This window comes from Paraburkholderia susongensis (assembly GCF_900177725.1).
Lineage (GTDB): Bacteria > Pseudomonadota > Gammaproteobacteria > Burkholderiales > Burkholderiaceae > Paraburkholderia > Paraburkholderia susongensis.
This window is the reverse complement of record NZ_FXAT01000006.1, coordinates 247,530-265,065: the sequence shown is the minus strand read 5'-3', so window position 1 is coordinate 265,065 and position 17,536 is coordinate 247,530. Positions and strand designations below refer to the sequence as shown.

11 protein-coding genes are annotated in these 17,536 nt (G+C 63.2%); 2 read left to right on the top strand and 9 right to left on the bottom strand.

The window, feature by feature from the left end:
* The first annotated feature begins 183 nt into the window (after positions 1–183).
* Positions 184–2,850 carry a glycosyl hydrolase family 28 protein gene (locus B9Z01_RS20085; protein WP_085486199.1) on the top strand — a complete coding sequence of 889 codons (2,667 nt, stop codon included), beginning with the start codon at positions 184–186 and terminating at the stop codon, positions 2,848–2,850.
* Between the two features lie 129 nt (positions 2,851–2,979).
* On the opposite strand, the gene B9Z01_RS20080 is transcribed toward B9Z01_RS20085, so the two are convergent.
* The 8 genes from B9Z01_RS20080 to B9Z01_RS20045 form a co-directional block, all read right to left on the bottom strand.
* Positions 2,980–4,653, bottom strand: a complete 1,674-nt coding sequence (locus tag B9Z01_RS20080) for an alkaline phosphatase family protein (protein ID WP_085486197.1) — start codon at positions 4,651–4,653, stop codon at positions 2,980–2,982.
* A gap of 262 nt (positions 4,654–4,915) precedes the next feature.
* Positions 4,916–7,075 (bottom strand): alpha-galactosidase, encoded by a 2,160-nt coding sequence (locus B9Z01_RS20075; protein ID WP_085486195.1) that lies wholly within the window; start codon positions 7,073–7,075, stop codon positions 4,916–4,918.
* Between the two features lie 7 nt (positions 7,076–7,082).
* Positions 7,083–7,934, bottom strand: a complete 852-nt coding sequence (locus B9Z01_RS20070; RefSeq protein WP_085486193.1) for a carbohydrate ABC transporter permease — start codon at positions 7,932–7,934, stop codon at positions 7,083–7,085.
* On the bottom strand, positions 7,934–8,851 hold the full coding sequence (locus B9Z01_RS20065; RefSeq protein ID WP_085486530.1) for a carbohydrate ABC transporter permease: 918 nt from the start codon (positions 8,849–8,851) through the stop codon (positions 7,934–7,936). The genes B9Z01_RS20070 and B9Z01_RS20065 overlap by 1 nt, the downstream gene beginning before the upstream one ends.
* Before the next feature lie 53 nt (positions 8,852–8,904).
* Positions 8,905–10,146: an ABC transporter substrate-binding protein gene (locus tag B9Z01_RS20060; RefSeq protein WP_085486191.1), complete on the bottom strand. Its 1,242-nt coding sequence runs from the start codon at positions 10,144–10,146 to the stop codon at positions 8,905–8,907.
* 21 nt (positions 10,147–10,167) lie between these two features.
* On the bottom strand, positions 10,168–11,319 hold the full coding sequence (locus B9Z01_RS20055; RefSeq protein ID WP_085486189.1) for an ABC transporter ATP-binding protein: 1,152 nt from the start codon (positions 11,317–11,319) through the stop codon (positions 10,168–10,170).
* Between the two features lie 14 nt (positions 11,320–11,333).
* Complete coding sequence (locus B9Z01_RS36320; RefSeq protein ID WP_244196087.1) at positions 11,334–13,379, bottom strand: carbohydrate-binding protein; 2,046 nt, start codon at positions 13,377–13,379, stop codon at positions 11,334–11,336.
* A gap of 205 nt (positions 13,380–13,584) precedes the next feature.
* Entirely contained in the window at positions 13,585–14,625 is a 1,041-nt protein-coding gene (locus B9Z01_RS20045; protein ID WP_085486187.1) for a LacI family DNA-binding transcriptional regulator, read from the bottom strand.
* A 608-nt stretch (positions 14,626–15,233) separates the two neighbouring features.
* Here B9Z01_RS20045 and B9Z01_RS20040 point away from each other — a divergent pair.
* Positions 15,234–16,376: a porin gene (locus tag B9Z01_RS20040; RefSeq protein WP_085486185.1), complete on the top strand. Its 1,143-nt coding sequence runs from the start codon at positions 15,234–15,236 to the stop codon at positions 16,374–16,376.
* A gap of 168 nt (positions 16,377–16,544) precedes the next feature.
* On the opposite strand, the gene gcvA is transcribed toward B9Z01_RS20040, so the two are convergent.
* Positions 16,545–17,453, bottom strand: coding sequence for a transcriptional regulator GcvA (gcvA, locus tag B9Z01_RS20035; RefSeq protein WP_085486183.1), 909 nt, complete (start codon positions 17,451–17,453; stop codon positions 16,545–16,547).
* Positions 17,454–17,536: the final 83 nt, after the last annotated feature.

The following is a 17,536-nucleotide window of genomic DNA, read 5'->3' as shown; positions in this document are numbered from 1 at the left end:
CCGCAACGTTCGCGAGGTCTTCCACGAGGTGATTGGCAGCCGGGGTTTTACGGTTGTATCTCATACGATGTCTTATAACGAACACTAATAGCTCTGCACGACCTGCTGCTTTCCTGGCGTCGATGCGAGGAGCGCGAGGCGTGTCTAGAGCGCGAGCTGGATCCACTCCCAAGGAGATAACTGATGAAGATGCGTTCGGCCCGAGAGCTAGTCGTGCTCGGCCTGTTGGTCCTGACCGTCGCCGGTTGCGGCGACGGAAACGGCGTTGCAGGCTCGAGCTCCAGCTCCAACTCGACCACCCCCCCAGCCACCAACCCGACCACGCCGACCAATCCGGCCTGGACTCCGGGCCGCTACGCCGCCGACACGAACCTGCCTGATTCCCCGGCATTGCCGTCGGATACGCAGGTCTGCTCGGTTCTCGAAGCCAGCAACAAGCTCGTCAAGAACGCCGACGGTTCGCTTCCGGTCAGCGCGGACCCGACGCCGGCGACCTATGGCGGCGCAACGACGGCGCTGAACAACCCGGACCAGGCGCGCATCCAGGCCGCGCTCGACGCCTGCGGCGCCGCCGTGGACGCCGAAGTCGGCGCGAAGATCACACAGGCCGATCAGCAGGCAGCCGCAACGCAACAGGCGGCCAATAATCCGCTCGTCAACATCGCGGGCGCCTCGAGCGAAACGCTGTCGAACCCGGCCTACAAGGCCACCAAGTTCGCGGTGCGTCTGGTCAGGAACAGCGGCGGCTCGGGCAATGCGTTTTTGAGTGGCCCGCTCGTTCTGCCGTCCGGCGTCACGCTCTGGGTCGACGACGGCGTCACGCTGTTCGCGAGCCGCGACGTCGTGGTCTACGACAAGACCGCGCAAGACCGGCCGAACGCGATCACCTGCGGCGCCGCGATCAACAATCCGGACGGGCTTCCCGCCCCGGCCGGCACCGTCAACGCGGGCCAGGCGACGCTCGCGGGCGTGAGCGGCATGCAGAACTGCTATCCGCTGATTCGCGGCACGCATACGGTCAACGCGTCGATCATGGGCACGGGCTCGATCGACGCGCGTGGCTACATGCCGCTCATCAGCTCGTCGGCGCTGTATCCGACGATCCGCTGGGCAACCGGCGTCACCGAGGCGTTCACCTATTCGGGCAACAACATCACCGGCGTCACGACGCCGAAGTTCAGCTGCACGAACACGATCGCTGCCTACCGCGCCGGTACGCTCGCGCCTGAAGGCACGGCTTGCGACGTGGTGACCGCGATGGGCAAGACGACGCTTACCACGCCGGCTGTCACCTATGTGGTGAACCGTCAGGCGACCAGCGTGCCGAGTGGCATGACGGTCGCGGGCGGCGGCTGTAACGCCGGCACCACGGGCTGCGCGCGCTGGGTGCCGGCGAGCTGGTGGGACATCTCGTACCACGGCAACAAAGACATCGGCGGCGGTCCGTACAGCTTCCAGGGCAACCCCGGCATGCTGTGGATGCAGCAGTCGAAGAACCTGTCGCTGTATCAGATCACGTTGCGCAACAGCACCTTCTTCACCGTCGAAGCCGACGGCGTGGACGGCTTGACCGTGTGGGGCATCAAGATCATCACGCCGTTGCTGCCGGATGCGGCGAACCAGGCGAGCGTCGGCATGAACAACGACGCGTTCGACGGCGTCAGCGGTTCGTACTCGCATCTCTACACGGGTGCGACGATCGATGCCAGCTCGACCGGCGTGAAGAACACCGACGGTGTCGACCCGAGCGTTGCGGCGGGACCGGAGCACGCGGCGCTCGGCACGGGCAGCAAGACGACGTCGAGCGGCCAGGTCTACTTCGACGGCTACGTGAAGAACGTGGCGATCGTGTACAACTACCTGAGCCCGTCCGACGACAACGTCGCGTTCAAGGGTGGTTTGCAGGATCCGCGTCCGGCTGCGGCACGCGGTGCGCAGAACGGCTCGACGCCGGCTAACATGCAGTGGGGCATCGACGGTAACCGTGGCGTTTCGTCGAACCGCACCTACGGCATTACGGTTGCGCACAACCACAACTACAACGGTCATGGGCTGTCGATCGGCAGCCCGACGAATGCAGGTGTCCGAAACATTCACTTCTACGACAACTACTTCGACAATATCTACGACGGCACCAACTCGTCGACGGATATGGGCATCGTGGGCCTGCGCATCAAGAGCGGTCAGGCGCGCGGCGGCGACGTCAGCAACATCTACTATGACGGCGCATGCATGCGCGGGGTGAAGGACTTCCTCGTGTTCGACATGTACTACACGGGCCCGAGTGCCGATCCGATCTCGTACACCGGTCTTGGCTGGTTGATCCCGAGCTTCCACGACATCAACCTCAGCAATATCCGCATGATGAACATCCCGGCCAACAAGGCGGCGGGTAAAGCGGGCGGCGGCAATCTGACGTTCCGTGGCCTGCATGCCGACACGAGCTTCGCCAATACGCAGAGCGTCATTCAGCTGAACATGAATAACGTGGTGGCGGATAACGACGTCGCGCTGGGTATCTCGAACCTGAGCAAGGGTGTGGTGAACATCGGCTCGACCGACGGTTCTTCGCAATCGAAGGCGGCCAATGCCACGCTGAACCTCGGCGCGAATGTCAGCCTGATCGGGCAGTCGTTCGCTCACGGCACGGGCGGCATCCTGACCAACACGTCGGGTGGCGCTGGCAAGTACACGGCTACGACGAACACGCTCAACCTGACCGTCAACGGCAGCGATGACGCAGGCGCGGCGAACGACACGAATCCTGCCGCGACGATCGTTGCACAGAATCCGAAGCTGTCGCTGTGCGATCAGGCGTCGTCCTGGCCGGCGTTCCCGAACGTGAAGTAATCGCTCTTCCCGTCAAAGCTCCGGACTCGCGGTTTCGAACCGGGAGTCCGGAAAAGAAAGCCCCGCAGGAGGTGACTGCGGGGCTTTTTTCCGGGTGACGGCTGGACGATTCAAAGATTACGCGGACGCTCAGTCCTCGCGATCGAACTGCGGCAGCGCACGCGTTCCCTCGACAGCGACGGAATGCAGCAGTTGCGGCTTGACATCGAGCAGACGCAGGATCGTCGGCGCAACCTGCGTGGTGAGCACACGCTCGTTGCTGACCTGCCCTGCGTGATGCGCGTGAGGCACGTAGACCACGAGGCCGAGATGGCTGTCATCGGGTGCGTTGCCGCCGTGCTCTTCGTCCTTGGCCGTGCTCGACGTGTAAATGACCCCCGGGTTCGGCTGGACGATGATGTCCGGCGTGCGTCCGCGCGCCGGATCGCCGAACCCGTTGCTCAGTTGCGGGCCAGAGAGAATGTAAGCCTGCGGGCCGTCGGCGCAAATGCCGGGAGCGTTACAGCTTAGATTGGCTTTCAGCGTCGTCACGACCGCCGGCAACTGGCTTTGATCGCGCAGCCAGATCAGGCCGACGTCGTCGGTCTGCACGAAGCCCGTGCCGACGAGCCCGGTTCCGTCGTTGAGGTTGCCGCTTTGCGTACTGTTCTGCCCGAACTTGCCGTTCGGGTCGAGATAGTTGTTCGCTTCAAGCAGTTTGGAGAGCGTATCGCCATTCTTCACGAGCTTCGAATGGTCGGTCGGCGATTGACCGTGCTTCGCGGTGACGATGATCGCCGTCGACGAATAGAGGTTGCGTTGTTTCAATTCGGACACGATGCGTCCCAACGCGTCGTCCAGATAGGCGATCGCACCAGCGACCTGCGGACCCGGAGTGAAGCTCGCGTCGAGATAGCCGCCGCCCGTTGCGACCGTGGCTTTCTGCGCGACGCTCAAGGTCTGGAAGTTGGCGCCGAACACGGTGGGGACGGCGGCGCTCGATTGCCCCGTCGAGTCCTTGCCGTCGATTTCATTGATCATCGACTGCACATGGTAGTTATCGAATTTTTCCGTGTGCGTATAGGTGTCGAGGTAGTAGGTGTTGGTCGCCGGATCGATCGAATTGATTTCCGTGCGGGAAAGATCGTCGACGCCGGCACCGGACGGTCCGTTGAGCCAGTCGTAGCCCCACGCGTGTTTGTCCGCCCACGCGGTGCGCGCGTTCTTCACATTGCTCTTGATGACTTCGAAGACGGTATTGGTCTTCAGATAGTTGTGCGGATAGACGGGGGTGCAGACACCATTGACCAAAGCGTGCGGGATGGCCTGCGGATTGAACGCGCCGCCACCGTCGAGATGCGTGAGAGCACCGCCGTTCTCGCCATCGATGCCGGTCGTTTCATCGAACACGACGTTCCAGCCCGTCTTGCCCGTGCAATTGCTATCGGACGGCGAATAGAGCGTGCGGTCGTAGGAGACGTCGTAGAAAAGGCCCGCGGATTTCGGCGAACCGCCGGTGACGAGCGCCGCGAGTCCGGGGAACGAATCCGACAGACCCGGCGTATGAGCGTTCGCGTAGGTCGTGCCGGATTTCGCGAGCAGTGCAAGATTGGGGCACGTGTTAGCGCCGATGCAACGGGCGACGTCCTGTTCGTGCAGACCATCGAAACTGATCAGCAGCACATGCTTGACCGACGCGCCCTCGTGATCGCGGTCGTGGTCGTGTTCATCGGCCGCGGCGACGGCTGAGTGCAGTCCCGCGAGCAGCGCGACGGCTGCGCAGATTGCATTTTGCTTACGCTTCCATTTCCAGATCGTCTTCATGTCTCGTCCTTTTGTTTACCAGGAAATATTTGGTAGTGCGGGACGAGAATGTGCAGCGAAATAAAGTCATTCTTGTGACTGGCTATTTTTTATCTTTATTCTGGATTTATTTTTATTCCGGACTGCGTAGTTCTTAAGGTTTCGTTAAGGATTGGATGATCGCGTGATGATGCAACATCTCGCGTTTCCAAAAAAGAGGTAATGCGATTGCCGTCAATCTCGAAAGCTGCTCGCCCTGAACCGCCGCGCGGGATTACAACAGTCAGTCCATTACCTCCGTACAGCCGATCACCACCGCCGATTCAGGTGGCAGTGGCGGCACCGGCACGCCGAGGTCGGCGAGCGTCGCGCCGGACAGCACGAGGCCTTGCGCGGCGAACGTCGCAAGCAGACCGGATGGTTTCGCGTAGTGCGGCGCGGTCGGCATGTGCAGGATCTGCACGCGATAGCGGCGCGTCGGTTCGAGTCCCTTCACCTGCATCGGTGCGATGTAGCGGTGGCTGTCTTCCTGGCGTCGGTAGATTGCGACGAATGCGGCACTACGATCGGCGGCGGCGATCTGCAGCCAGGCGAGCGACGCACCGATCTCACCTTGACGCAGTGTGCCGCCATGCGTGACGTCGCGCCACGTCTTGTAGAGATCGACCCAGCGAAGCAGTGCTGCGCGCTCCTCGGTATCGAGCAGGCGTACATCCATCTCGAGGCCGAGGTGGCCAGGCAGCGCGACCGCTGCGCGGAACGCCATGTCGTGGTTACGGCCGGTGGTGTGCGACACCGCGGGGCCGATGTGCGCGCCCATTACCTCGGGCGGAAAGAAGCGTAGGAAGCCACGCTGGATGCCGATGCGCGTCAGCGCGTCGTTGCAGTCGCTGGTCCATACGCGATGCATGTGAGCGAGCACTCCGTAGTCTGCGCGGCCGCCGCCCGACGCGCAGCTCTCGATCTCGACCGACGGATACGCGGTGCGCAGCCGTTCGAGCAGCCGGTAGCATGCTTCGGTCTGCCGGCGGTATGCAGCGCGCCCGTGATGCCCGGCCGTCGCGAGATCGCGGTTCATGTCCCACTTCAGGTACCCGATCGGTTGCTCGCCCAACAGTGTGCCGAGCGCATCGAACAGATAGTCCTCGACGTCGCGGTTCGCGAGATCCAGCATCAACTGATTGCGGCCCGTGACGAGCGGCCGGCCTTCCAGATGCATCGTCCAGTCGGGATGCGCACGGTACAGGTCGCTGTCCGGGCTGACCATCTCCGGTTCGACCCACAGGCCGAACTGCATGCCGAGCTTGCGCACGTGATCGATCAGCGGCGCGAGTCCTCGAGGATACTTGCGCGCGTCGGGCCACCAGTCGCCGAGTGCGGCACGGTCGCTGTCGCGCCGGTGGAACCAGCCGTCGTCGAGCACGAAACGCTCGACGCCGACCCCGGCCGCGCTGGACGCGAGCGACTTCAGATCATCGAGATCGTGTCTGCAATACACGGCCTCCCACGTATTCAGATGCACTGGGCGAGGCGCCATGCGGCCGTCGGGCCACGTGAGCACATGCTGTCGGACGAACTGGTGAAAGTGCTGGCTCAGTCCATTCAGCCCACGCGCGCTGAACGCGAGGTATGCGCTGGGCGTGCGGTAGCGTTCGCCCTTCGCGAGCACGACTTCTCCCGGCGCGAGCCATTCGCCGATCTGCAACTGACGACGGCCATCCGCGAGCGGTTCGATCAGGATCGTGTGATTACCGCTCCAGCCGAGATGCGCGCCGAGCGCGACGCCGTCGTCGTCGCCGAGCGTGCTGCCCGCGATTACGCCGGGGAACGAATCGTGAGACGTGCGGCCACGCCGGTTGTCGCGTCGCCAGGTGGCGACGCCGAGCGTTTCGCGGTGCTCCTGGAATTCGAGCGTCCACTTGCCGCTGAAGCCGAGCACGCTGTCCATGCCCGGCGCGAGCGGCACACACGCGGCGGCGAGCCAGTCGAGCCGGAACGGCGTGTCGCCGCGGTTCTCGAGTTCGGCCCACGTGCTCAAGACACCCGAGTCGGGTTCGAGCGTGTAGCTGATCGTCAGGCCGAGACCCGCGACGCTGTCGCTCAACGCGACCCGCAGCGTGTGCGTATCCCATTCGACGTGGTCGGTGCGGAAGTCGTGCGCCCAGTCGAGGTCGCCGCCTTCGGCGGTGCGACTGCCGGCCAGCGCCGGCTGGTTGAACCATCCGAGGCCGTGCGTGGGCATCAGCGTGAGCGGTGGATCGTTTTCCAGCACGGTGGGCGGCAGCGGCCGCGCGCCGGCTGCGGGCCACGCGTCGGCGAGACTGCTTGCAGCATCCTCGGCTCGCGCGCCGAGGTAGCGCCATACGGGCGCACCGGCGGTGTTCGGTTCGAGCACGAGGCTGATAGCGTTGCTGCTCAGATGGATCAGACGTGTTGCTTGCATGCAGTTGTTATCCCTTGGTCGCGCCCATGGTCAAGCCAGTAATGAAGTCCCGCTGCTTGATGAAGAAAATGACGATCGGCGGCAGTGCGGCGACGAGCGAGCCCGCCGCGACCAGATGCCACTGTGCGACCCATTGGCCGTTGAGCGCCCTCAGGCCGGCCGTGACCGGCATCGCGTGATTGCCCTGGATTAGTACCGTGGCCCAGAAATAGTCGTTCCACACGAACGTGAAGATCAGGATCGAGACGGCCGCAATGGCCGGCTTGACGAGCGGCAGCACGACGCGGCGGAAGATCTGGAACTCGGTAGCGCCGTCCATGCGCGCGGCGTCGATCAGTTCGCGCGGCAGATCCAGGATGAAGTTGCGCATGAAGAACGTGCAGAAGCCGCTCTGAAACGCGGTATGGAACAGCACGAGCCCGAGCACCGAGTCGTACAGACCGAGACGCAGGCTCAGCGTGCGTACCGGCACCATCAGGATCTGAAACGGCACGAAGTTGCCCGCGACGAACAGGAAGAACACCGGCAGATTCATCCTGAACCGGTACACGCCGAGCGCGAAGCCGGACAGGCAACTGAGCGCGACCGCGCCGGCCACGGCCGGCAGCGTGATCAGAAAGCTGTTGAGCAGATAGCGCGCGAGCGGTGTGCCCTCGAAGATCGCGACATAGTTCGACTCGACGTGCCACTGCGTGGGCATGCCCCAGTAGTTGCCGGCGAGGATGTCGGCGGGGCCGCGCAGCGACGTGAGCACGATCGCGATTAGCGGCAGCAGCCACACGACGAGCGACACCGGCAACGCAACGCGATACAGCCATTGCACCGGCTGCGTGGTTTGGGCGATGGGAGTAGGAAACATCAGCCGCGCTCCTTTTCCTGCCGGTAGATGCGCACCAGCACGAAGACGATGTAGACCAGCATGATCGCGAACAGCACGGTCGCGATGGCGGAGCCGTAGCCCATTCTGTAGCCGTATTCGCTGAGCGCCTGCTCGTACATGTAGTAAGCGAGTACGCGCGACGAACCGTACGGGCCGCCCTGCGTCATGATCGAGATCATGTCGAAGCTGCGCAGTGCGCCGACCACGGTCACGACGACCGCGATGAAGGTGGCCGAACGCAACTGCGGCAGCACGATCCGCGTAAGCATCGACCAGCCTTTCGCCCCTTCGAGCCGGGCCGCCTCGATCAGGTCGGCGCGCACGTTGTTCAGGCCAGTGAGGTACAGGATCATGCAGTACGCGATCTGCGGATAGAGACCCGCGATGACGATGCCCCAGGTCGCGTACCGGCCATCGGAGAGCACCGCGATGCCGTTCAGGCCGAACAGATGCAGCACGTGAAACAGCAGGCCGTTGGTCGGATCGTAGAACCAGCTGAACACGAGCCCGATCACCGCCTGCGAGATGACGAACGGAAAGAAGAACAGCGACTTCACGAGACGGATGCCGAACACCTGCTGGTTCAGGAACAGCGCCATGAAGAGGCCCGCGGGAATCGCGAGCACGAAGCCCCCGAGCCAGATCAGGTTGTTGCGCAACGCCGCCCAGAAATCAGGATCGTGATACAGCTCGACGTAGTTCGCGATACCGATGAAGCTCTCCTTGCCGAGGCCGTCCCAGTCGTACAGGCTCAATGCGAGCGACTGGACGATCGGCACGAGCACGTACACAGTGAACGCGATCAGCGCCGGTGCGAGAAAGAGCCACGGTGCGAGCGCACGCTGACGGCGCTGCCAGAACGACGCGAGCGGTCCAGCCTGATCGCGTCCGTTCATGGCGGGTTGAGAAGACGGCAGCGGCGCATAACTGCCGGTTCGCGATTGATGCGTCATTGTTTATAGACCCTCTGGCGGACCTGTTCGAGATGCTTCAGCACTTCTTCGCGCGAATCGGGCTGCAGCATGTAGTGTTGGAAACCATCCATGCCCGCCTTCGCCATTTCAGCGGGCGCATCGCGGTCGTAGAACTGCGACAGCCCGGCCGCGTCGGCGAGCATGGCGGCGCCGGCACGCAGATAGGGATCGGTGGGCGGCGGCGCGTTGCGGTTCACCGGCAGCTCTTCGGTCATCGCACCGAAGCGCGCCTGCACATCAGGCCGCGACATGTACGTGAGGAAGCGCCGCGCATCCGCCTTGTTCCTGGCCTTCGAGGGGATGTGCAGGGTTTCGATCGGCGCTTCTTCCGCGCGCGGCACGTTCGGTGCGATCTGGGGGAACGGCATGAAGCCGAGCTGGCTTTCGCCGAGCCCCGCCTGCTTCATCGGTGCGACGGCGAAGTTGCCCATCAGGTACATCGCCGCTTCGCCTTTGACGAGTGCCGGTACCGCTTCCTCCCACGTGTACGACGCATGATTGGCGAGAAAGTAGCCGGGCCGCGTCAACTCGTCCCAGCGATCGAACACCGCCTCGACGCGCTTGTCGGTATAGGGCACCTTGCCGCTCGTCAGATCCATGTGGAAAGCGTATCCGTTCATACGCATGTCGAGGTAGTCGAACCAACTGGCAGTCGTCCAGGGCTGCTTCGTGCCGATCGCAAACGGCGTGATGCCGTTTGCCTTCAGCTTCGCGCTCGCGTCGAGCAGTTCTTTCCACGTGGTGGGCGGCTGGATGCCGAGTTTCGCGAACAGATCCTTGCGGTAGTAAATGCCCCACGCGTAATACGAGTAGGGGATGCCCCATTTCTTGCCGTTCAGCGTCATCGCCGATGCGGCGCTTTTCAGCGACTGGTCGAGGCCGTTCTTCGTCCAAAGGTCGGTCACGTCTTCGAAGAGTCCGGCATCGACGAACGGGGCCATCCGGTGCCCCGCGTACCACGTGACGACGTCGGGCGGTTCCGCTGACAGGAAGTTGCGGATAGACGTCTTGTAGCCTTCGGTATCGAACGTGTTGACCTTCACGTCGACATCGGGATTCTCGGCCTTGAAACCGGCGACGGCCGCGTCGAAAGCGTTTTTCACCGCCGTGTCGGCCGCGTTCGAATTGATGACCAGCGTACCGGCCTGCGCGCACGACAGCGCAGCGGTGAGCAGCAGCGAGACTGCGCCTTGCCGCGCGTATTGGACGATTTTCATGGTGTCTCCTATTGGCGGGGTTTAGTTGTGCAGGGCGAGTGGCACGGGCAGATCGTCGGTAACGCGCACGAGCGCATCGCCGCGCGCGTCGAAGACGTGCAAGGCCGCGGCCGGGATCGAGACCGGCAATCGTTCGCCGGCGCGCGCGCTGGCGCTGCCGGGCAGCTTGACGACCCACGGCGCGAGCGCATCGCCGCTGTCGAGATAGACGTAGGTGCTTTCGCCGAGCCGCTCCTGCCACTGCACTTCGCGAGTGAGGTGCTGTCCGTTTGTGTTCGTTCCCGCGTCTTCGGGGCGGATGCCGAGCGTGAGGGCTTCGCCCGGCTGCACCCGCCGCGCATCGACGCGTGCGGCCAGCGTCTCGCCGGTGTCGAGCCGGACCTGCGCGAGCTGTTCGGTGGCCGACACGAGCCGCGCCGGAATGAAGTTCATCCTCGGCGAACCGATGAAGCCCGCGACGAAGCGATTGCGCGGCCGGTGATACAGCTCGAGCGGCGGACCGCATTGCGCGATGCTGCCTTCGTGCCCGACTGCGGCACCTGCGTTGAGCAGCACGATGCGATCGGCGAGCGTCATCGCCTCGACCTGGTCATGCGTCACGTAGATGCTCGACGCGCCTTCGATACCGCGATGGATCCGTGCGATTTCATGGCGCGTCTGCAGCCGCAGCGCCGCATCGAGATTCGACAGCGGTTCGTCGAACAGGAATACGCCCGGCTCGCGCACGAGCGCACGGCCGATCGCCACGCGCTGTCGCTGACCACCCGACAGCGCCTTCGGCAAACGATCGAGCAGCGCTTCGAGCTGCAACACCTTCGCTGTAGCCGTGACCTTCTCCCGAATCGTGCGCTTGTCGATTTTCGCGAGCGTCAAACCGAACGACAGATTTTCGTAGACGGTCATGTGCGGAAACAGCGCGTAGCTCTGAAACACCATCGCGACGCCGCGCTGCGCGGCCGGCACGTCGTTCATCCGGCGCTCGCCGATGAACAGATCGCCTTCGGCTAGCTCCTCCAGTCCGGCGATCATCCGCAGCAGCGTCGACTTGCCGCAGCCCGACGCGCCGACGAACACGCAGAACTCGCCGGGCGCGATCTGCAGATCGACGCCGCGCACGACCGCCGCGTGGCGGCCATACGACTTGCCGACGCCCTTGAGTGCAATGCTTGCCATGTGCGCCGCTCCGGTTATTGCGCGGACGCTTTCGTGCCCGATGCAGCGGCACTCGCGCGGCAAGTCGACGGCGCCTCGACAACCACGGTTTCGCCTGGCGGCACGAGGATGTCCGCGTACGTGAACGATGGCCCCTGACTGCCTTCGGGCAGCGCGATGCGGCCTTCGCGGCGCTGGCCGCGCACGGTCAGACAGCGATAGCTGCCGGGGAAGCCTGCGTGCCAGAAGTAAGGGCCGCTGCGTGCGCTGCTGGTGTTCGTCAGCGTGCTGCGGGTCTGGCCGTCCTGCCGCAACGCGATGGTGCCGTCGCCGACGGGAATGCTCGTGACCTTCAACCAGCCGATGTCCTGCGGCAGCCGCGACACGGTGTCGATCTCGCGGCGCGCGGCGTCGGGTTGCACGCCGAGCAGCCCCTGGATCACCTGGCTCACTAGCGTGAACGACGTCTCTGGATAGTCGCCGTTGACGAAGCCGCCCGAGTGCACATCGTTGATGCGGTTGTAGACGTACTGCATCCACGTCCATGCGGTCGCGCCATCGTGCACCGTGAAGAACGCATCGGGCAGATAGGTGACCGCTTCGAGATTTGACGGCGTTTGCGTGAGCGCAGTCGCGTTGAGCCACGACATGTAGCTGTCGCGGCGCGCGCCGGCTGCCATGATGCCCTTCATCGGCGCGAACCAGCTCATCTCGGCACCCCATGCGGACGATCCGGTCGACGCGAGGTTGTAGCTGCGGATCACCTTCGACGGGTCCGACGGATCGACGCTCCACGTGTTGTTGTAGTACGTGAAGAGATCGGCGGCTTTCTGCGCGTACGTGCGCGCCGCGAACGGATCGCGCCGTGCGGCGGACAGCGCGGACATCGCGAGATAGGCCTGATATTGCGTTGATACCGCATCGGCGGCTTCGACGGGGTCGTCACCGGCGCTCTCGTTGTAGCTCGCCACACCCTGGAAGATGTTGTCGCTGCTCTCCTGCGCGAGCGTTATCTGGCGGCCGTTCGCTTTACCGTCGGGAATGAGGCCGGTGTGCGCGTTCACGAACGCATTGACCGTATTGGCGATGAAGCCTGTCATTACAGGCGAATTGGCGTAGTCCGCATCGCCGGTCCAGCGATAGCCGTCGTTCATGCGCTGCGACAGATCGAACGGCGCGGGCAGTTCGCGGACGAAGTTCGTATCGCTCTTATAGTCTGTCGTACCCGTCGAGCCGTCGAAGTTGATCGCCCACAGCGGGAAATAGCCGCGACTCTGCGTTGCCGATGCGGCGAACGCGGCGAGCATCGTCTTGTTCTGCAGATCGAGGCCGAGCATGTGCGCACCGAGGAACTGGTGCGCGAAGTCGCGCGAGTAGTAGTACGAGCGGAACGGGTAGCCCGCCCAGTAGCTCGGCGTGTAGACGCCGGTGCCGGTGCCGCTGTGATTGTTCTCGTCCATGTTCACGACGCCGCTCGTGCCGCCCTGCCGCACCCACGAATTCGCTTTTACCTTCGCCCAGTTGAACATCGCGACGACGGTCGGGTTCGACGACGACACTTGCGGATCATTCGGCGCGGATTGCACGACCTCGACGTCGTCGATGTTGACCCAGCCGCGTCCACTCGACGATGCGAACGTGATCGTCACCGTGTCGTTGGCGGCGATCGCGATGCGCGGCAATGTGTACTTGATGTACGTACTCGTTGTCAGATTCGCCGGCAGCGTGATCGTTTGCACCGGGCCGTTGCCGCTGCGGATCGAAAACGTGCCGCCGTTGCCGCCGGGCGACGCGGCGATCCACGCGGAAAAGTCGAACAGACCCGCAACCGGCGACTGGACCGACTGCGACACCGAGTAGCCGTCGCCCTGATTCAGGAAGGCCGCATGCGTGCCGTAGTGCGGATTGTTCGACGCGCATCCGGCGCCTGAGCTGACCGTCCACCACGATGAGCATGTGAGGTTGGGGCCGGCCTGCTCGAAGCCCGGATCGTTGAACTGCAACACCGGCGTCGCCGCGGCGCGCGCGTGGGGCAGGCCGGCGAGCGAAGCGCTCACCGCGACGGCGAGCACGGTCAGCATTCTGGGGCGGCAAAGCGGGCGGAATGAGCGAAGCAGGTGAAGTGGGCGTGGCGGCAATTCGGCATGCGGGCGATAGTTCGGGCGCATTGTCTTCTCCAGGGAGCGTCGTTCTGATCGAATGGGGCGACGGCGGTGCTGGCTATCCGTGCCATCGCGTATTTCACGTCGTACAGCGGGGTTTCTTGCGGGGTCTTTGCAGCGGATGTCAGCCGGTGCGGGCGCCGCACGAGCGCCGCACGACGAGCGGCACCTCGGCCTGCGTGTGTCCCCTTTCCGGCTGTTCACCGGCAATGATTCGCAGCAGCATCGCGGCTGCGTGACTGCCTTCGTCGAACGGCTCGGTGCGCATCGTTGTCAGCGGCGGGGCGGCGTAGGCTGCGAGCGGAATGTCGTCGTAGCCGACGATCGCGACGTCGTCCGGAATGCGCAGACCGACATCGCGCAGCGCGGCCATCGCGCCGAACGCTACTGTGTCGTTGCCCGCGAAGAGGGCGGTGATGCCGGGCCGGCGCGCGAGGATCGCGCGCATTGCTTCCTCGCCGCTCCCGGCGCTGTAGTTGCCGTAGCCGATCCACGCGGGATCGACGTCGACGCTGGCGGCCTGCATCGCGTCGCGAAAGCCGGACAGACGTTCTCGTACGATCGGCGTGTCGTCGGCGGCAAAACCGATGTGAGCGATGCGGCGATGGCCGAGCGCGAGCAGATGTTCGGTGGCGCGGCGCGCGGCGTCGCGGTTGTCCGCGTTGAGGCTGCGGATGCTGTCGTAGCCGGTGAAACTCGGGCCGAACACGACGAGCGGAAAGCCGTTCGCCGCCGCATCGTTCAGATAGGAGAGATCCTCCTTGCGCGGATTGAGCGCGATCAGCCCGTCGATGCGTCCACTGTCGACGAGACCGACGAACGTGCCCGCCGGCTCGGCACGGTTGAGCGGCTCGAACAGCACCTTGTAGCCGCGCGACTGGCAGGTCAGCGTGACGCCCGACAGAAAGCGAGGGATGTAAGCGTCGACGTTCGCATGCACCTGGTCGTCCTGCGGCATAAGCAGACCGACCGTTCGCGTGGCGCCGCTCACAAGCGAACGGGCGAGCGCGTTCGGTACGTAGCCGAGCTGGCGCGCGGCTTCGAGCACGCGGCTTCGCGTCTCTGGGCTGATGCCCATGTCCGGCACGTCGTTGAGCACGAACGACACGGTGGTGCGCGACACGTTCGCGAGTTTGGCGACCTGGTGACTGGTGGCACGTTTCATCGGTTGGCGGAATTCCGTTGAGCACACTAACACGTGTTAGTGTGCATTCGAAAAAAAAGCGCAATATGGCTGTTTTTACGAAGAAAATTTGAATTTTAAATTTCGTAACACGTGTTAGTAGATTAGATCAGGTGAATGCGGAAAATCAAGCGCGATCTGCTAGGGGAATTCCCGAGACTGAACAGCGGTCGGAGAGGATGCATACACGCCATTGCCGACACAATGGAAACGACACCGGCTGGACGATGCGTGATGCGTTTTTCTGAAAGCACACGATTTTCTGGTCGAAATCAGCATCGACGGCCCGCGTGAATTGTCCGATGCGCTTCGCGTGGATCGAAAGGGGCATTGCACCTTCGACAACGTCATATGCGGAATCGGCCTGTTGTGCAGGCACGGTGTGAGGTTCAATACGATCACGGTCGTGAATCGCGTCAACGCGAAACGGCCGCCTGATGCTTATCGTTTCCTGCGCAACGAACCGGGCTCGACGCATAGCCAATTATTGTCGACAGTGCAAGCACCTGAATGAACCGCAGTGCAAAATACTATTCACGCCGCTTTAACCGGTTGTGCATGACAATCCGATAACGACAACAGGAGACCCGATGCGATCAGTCAATGCAGTGCAGTTCAAGCTCGGCGCGGCGGCGCGATTGGCTGGCGCCGTGGCAATGGCCGGCTTTGGCTCGGCGGCGTGCGCGCAGTCTTCTGTGACGCTGTACGGATTGATCGATACGGCTGTGCGCTACACGACGCACGCCAATGCCGCCGGCGACAGCAGGGTTCAACTCGTCAATGGCGGCCTGAGTGAAAGCAATTGGGGAATGCTCGGTGCGGAAGATCTCGGCGGCGGCAATCGCGTCGTTTTCCAGCTGGAAAACCGGTTCTTTACGAACTCCGGCGTGAGCGATCCCGGTTATCCGCTCTTCAACACGGCCTATATCGGCTTGCAGTCTTCCACGTTCGGCCGGCTCACACTGGGTCGTCAGACCAACCCGCTCGCGGACGCCGTTGTGAAGACCTACGTGAGCGCGTCGTGGCTACCGACGGTCTATCAGTTCCGCCCGGAAGTGGGAATGGCTCAGGGTGTCTGGACCAGCAACATGGCGAAGTATATTGCGCGCTGGCAGGACGTTGCGCTCGAGCTTTCGTACGCGTTTGGCGGTCAGGCGGGGGCATTCGGCGCGGGCAGCCAGATCGGCGCGTCGATTGCATACATTCCGCAATGGCCGTTGCGCCTTGGCGCCGGCTATCTGGATGCGCGCGATGCGCTCAATAGCTCGGCGCACTTCAAGACGTGGACTGCCGGCGGCGCCTACACGTTCGTCGACACGACCGTCAACTTTGGATGGGTGGTGAACCGGCAGGATCCCGGCTTCATGGGAAATTTCCCGAACGGCCCGTTCACGCCGGCCCTACTCACGGCACTCAAGTTCAATACGTTCTCTGCGCGTGAGATGTTCTTTGGCGGCGTCACGCAACTGGTGGGGAATTACACTCATCTTTCGGCGAATGTGTGGCGCACGCTGCAAAGCGGCAAGACGCAAAGCGGCGACGGCAACGCCACGCAATTCCAACTGCTGGCCGACTACGGCCTTTCGCGTGCGACGAGCGTTTATGCGGAAGCCGATTACTCGCTGTATCGCGGCGGCATGATCGGAGCGCAACTACAGGGCTTTGGAGGCCTGAGCGCAGCGGCCACCACGACGCAACTCGGCATGATGGTGGGCTTGCGCCATATGTTCTGAGCGCAGGGGCGGGCGGGCGTGCGCCTCTTTGCGTGCATCGACGGAGAAAACGGGATGATCTGGAGTACCTAAGAAATTGCGAGCGGCAGTCGATGCTGTTGGTTGAGCTGCCCGGCAAGCGCTTTCTGGTAAATCCCAGTAAATCCCTGGATAGATCTTGAGTGTTGCTCAAGCTTCATTCGCCAAAAACAACCGGATTTCGTCAGCGAGCCAGTCGCGCAACGCGCGAACCTTGGGATCGTCCTTGCTTCCGATGCGATAGACGAGATCATGGCCGCGCTCGACCTTGAGTCGGAACTGCGGGAATGGAGCAACCAGACGTCCTGCAACAATGTCGTCCGCTACGATCACGCTGCGCCCCAGTGCCACACCTTCGCCGCGAATGGCCGCCTCGATGGCCATGCTGCCGTGACTGTAGGCCGGGCCGCGAGCGCTATGAGCGCCGTCTACTCCGGCTAGCGCAAACCATTGCTCCCAGTTGGCTAGCATGCGGTCCTCATGAAGCAAGGTACAACCGGCAAGACTCGCCACGGAGGGCAATCCGCCCTTTTTCTCTCGATACTCAGGACTACAGACCGGAGTCACGGTCTCTTCCAGGATCCGCTCGGCCAGGACACGTGGATAGCGGCCACTCCCGAACCGTATGGCTACATCCACCTCGCCATCGTTCAGATCGACATACGTGTCGGTCACGTCGAGGTGGACGTCGAGTTCCGGGTGGAGGGCCTTCAGCCGATGCAGCCGAGGTGCGAGCCACTTGTTCGCAAAGGACACGCTCGCGTTGATCTTCAGGCGCGTAACGCTGTCGCGCGCCCGAAGGCGTTCGGATTCCTTCGTCAGTTCTCTCAGCACGCGGGTAACAGCTAGCAGGAAATCGGCGCCCGCTTCGGTCAGGACGATGCGTCGGGTCAGGCGCTGGAACAGCGCGACGCCAAGATGGTTCTCGAGCGTCTTGATGTGCCGGCTCACTGCGCCGTGGGTGACGTGGAGCTCTTCGGCGGCCAGCGTCATGCTCAACAGCCGCCCCGTTGCTTCGAAGGCGCGCAGCGTTTGCAGAGGAGGGAGCCGGTCGAACACGGTCGGGATATGCGTGAATAATACTCACGCATTATATGACGACAAATGGTTTGTCAGCCAGGGTGGCAGCCGTCAATATCTGC

Coding starts and splice junctions, on each gene's coding strand:
- B9Z01_RS20070 (WP_085486193.1), bottom strand. CDS start 7,934: ATGTTTCCTACTCCCATCGCCCAAACCACGCAGCCGGTGCAATGGCTG.
- B9Z01_RS20045 (WP_085486187.1), bottom strand. CDS start 14,625: ATGAAACGTGCCACCAGTCACCAGGTCGCCAAACTCGCGAACGTGTCG.
- B9Z01_RS20080 (WP_085486197.1), bottom strand. CDS start 4,653: ATGAAGACGATCTGGAAATGGAAGCGTAAGCAAAATGCAATCTGCGCA.
- B9Z01_RS20060 (WP_085486191.1), bottom strand. CDS start 10,146: ATGAAAATCGTCCAATACGCGCGGCAAGGCGCAGTCTCGCTGCTGCTC.
- B9Z01_RS20085 (WP_085486199.1), top strand. CDS start 184: ATGAAGATGCGTTCGGCCCGAGAGCTAGTCGTGCTCGGCCTGTTGGTC.
- B9Z01_RS20040 (WP_085486185.1), top strand. CDS start 15,234: ATGCGATCAGTCAATGCAGTGCAGTTCAAGCTCGGCGCGGCGGCGCGA.
- B9Z01_RS20075 (WP_085486195.1), bottom strand. CDS start 7,075: ATGCAAGCAACACGTCTGATCCATCTGAGCAGCAACGCTATCAGCCTC.
- B9Z01_RS20055 (WP_085486189.1), bottom strand. CDS start 11,319: ATGGCAAGCATTGCACTCAAGGGCGTCGGCAAGTCGTATGGCCGCCAC.
- B9Z01_RS20065 (WP_085486530.1), bottom strand. CDS start 8,851: ATGAACGGACGCGATCAGGCTGGACCGCTCGCGTCGTTCTGGCAGCGC.
- B9Z01_RS36320 (WP_244196087.1), bottom strand. CDS start 13,379: ATGCTGACCGTGCTCGCCGTCGCGGTGAGCGCTTCGCTCGCCGGCCTG.